Genomic DNA, 2340 nt, shown 5'->3' with positions numbered 1-2340 from the left:
CACATTATAAGCTTTATCTTTAAAATCAAGCTTAGTGATAAAATCTTTACTATAAAGTTTAAAATCCAAACCATAAGGAGTGAATTTTTGATAGTCTTTAAAGATTTTCATATACAACATACACACCCGCCATTAATATAGGATTGCACACAAACCCTATAAACCAACTTAATTTTTTGCGTTTTTTTCCTGTACTATAACATTTAAATAAATAAGCTTGTAATAAACAAGGAAGTATAAAAAATGTGATTACTAAAAAAATAAAAGTTATACCGCCTAAAAAATCAAAATAATTATATGCTTTATATTCTTGTGGTGATAATTTTTCAATTTCTGGAGGACCCAGCAATACAAGTGATCTAGAAGTTTCAAGATCATAAGTAAGATAAAATACAATAACAATAGCCATAAAAAAGATAATAAAAGATATTGAAAAATAAGATTTTACAAATTCTTTTATATTAATCTTAATCCAATAATTTAAAATAGAAAAGACAATAAGAACGCTTAGAGCTATAAGATAAAATTCTATAACACTACAAGCAAGAATAAATCCTATCAAACCCCAAAAAATAGAAAGTATAATATCTTCTCCCATTTAAACCCCTGTATTATAAAGCACATTATAAGCTTTATCTTTAAAATCAAGCTTAGTGATAAAATCTTTACTATAAAGTTTAAAGTCCAAACCATAAGGAGTGAATTTTTGATAGTCTTGATAATCTTGATTGTAAATATAATATTGTTTAGTTTTTGGGGATTGTAGAATATCAGCAAAGGTTATTTTGGGTATGCGCTTCAAGTACCATTTTGGACTATAAGTTCCCATCTGTCTTGTAGAGCCCCAAATACTAAAACTCTTTTCATTAAAATCCCAAGCTCCAACAGGTTGTCCTAGCTTGATAAAATTTCCCTTATCATCAAATTCATGTCCTTGATCTAAAAAATCAAAGCTATCATAAACATAAATAAGCATTTCATCAACGCGGTATGATACCTTTTCTCTATCTCCTTGAATTTCTTTTTTAATGCTTAATTTTGAAGGAACAAAATTAAAAGAAAATTTACCACTACAAGCATAAAGAGATAGATCTTGCATGAGTTCATCATAAGTTTGCTCTAAAGTCTCATATGTATTATAAGTAAGTCCAAATGGCGATGTCGCAAAAATAAATTTATCAAGTCTAGCATAAGAAAAATCTACCTTAAATTTCTCTGCAATATTTATACCTAAATTTTGCCAAATTTGTCTGAAAAACTCATCATCACCCATACCTATATATTGACAATTTAAAGTATCAAGCTCATAGGGCTTACAGTGTAAAATGCGTTTATAATCTTTTGAAATTTCATCATTTTCTTTAATGATGATATAAGATTCTTCATTTTTATCGCTTCGATTTTCTTTTATATCGATAGCAAAATCAAATTTATATTCTCCTTGAGGCAAATTTTTTAATATCAAAATATTATGAGTTTTTCTTAAAATTTTTTCTATTTGCTTTGTAAAATTTTGAGTGTATATGTCTTCTTTTGTATGAAATTTTTTACTTAGTCTTTTTATTATAGGAAAATGAGAATAAAACTTATCCCAATCTAGCGTAGTGTAAAATTTAATAGAACGCCTTTCTTCTCTTACTTCATTTGTTTTATTATCTATATGGCGAGAAAAACGCTCTGAATTTTGCCTTAGTCTTTTCATCTCTTGGGTTTGTGTGTTGTTTGGATAAGGGGTATAATGTAAAATAAGGGGTTCTATACCTTTACTTTGTAAGAAATTTTGTATTTCTTTTAGTCTTTGTTCTGCTTGGGGATTATTAGGCTTATTTTGTTTTACGGGGAGATGATAATTTTGTATTGTATCTATCTTAGGGCTATTTTGCCACAATACTTGAAGTTGATAACTAACAGCCCAACCTAGTGTTGCTATTTCATTATTGCTTTTTTGATAGTATTTAAATTCATTATAACAACACTCTAATTCTGTAGGTAAAACTGTTTCATCATATTGCAAAGTGCTAAAATTTATATTATTAATATAAATTTGGCTCTTTAAAGTTTCTTCATTAATATGTCCTACTGGAACAATGTTTTCCCAAAAAAGTTCTTCATCCATTATTTCATCCTATTGTTTTTATATTTTTTAGAAATTCCTTAAGCATGTTCTCATTTAAATTTATAGAATACCTAGTCCAGCACATTCTAGCATATTTATAAAGTTTCATATATTTGGCTTGTTTTCATATATTATTTTATCCTTTATGATTTGCATTTGAATTCATCTTTAGGAGAAAAATAATAACTAGGTGTATCTTGTTTTATAGTATTATCTTGATCTAA

2 protein-coding genes are annotated in these 2340 nt (G+C 27.1%); both read right to left on the bottom strand.

Features of this window, described 5'->3' with window-relative positions; all coding sequences use genetic code 11:
- Positions 1-97: 97 nt before the first annotated feature.
- The gene (locus AJ932_RS00160) at positions 98-598 is read right to left on the bottom strand and encodes a hypothetical protein (RefSeq protein ID WP_070288985.1); all 501 of its coding nucleotides are present in this window, start codon (positions 596-598) and stop codon (positions 98-100) included.
- Entirely contained in the window at positions 599-2116 is a 1518-nt protein-coding gene (locus AJ932_RS00155) for a DUF6402 family protein (protein WP_070288983.1), read from the bottom strand.
- Between the last annotated feature and the right edge of the window lie 224 nt (positions 2117-2340).

Origin of the sequence: Campylobacter sp. BCW_6873 (assembly GCF_001762365.1) — a bacterium.
Lineage (GTDB): Bacteria > Campylobacterota > Campylobacteria > Campylobacterales > Campylobacteraceae > Campylobacter_D > Campylobacter_D jejuni.
This window is presented reverse-complemented; position numbering and strand designations above follow the sequence as displayed.

Coding starts and splice junctions, on each gene's coding strand:
- AJ932_RS00160 (WP_070288985.1), bottom strand. CDS start 598: ATGGGAGAAGATATTATACTTTCTATTTTTTGGGGTTTGATAGGATTT.
- AJ932_RS00155 (WP_070288983.1), bottom strand. CDS start 2,116: ATGGATGAAGAACTTTTTTGGGAAAACATTGTTCCAGTAGGACATATT.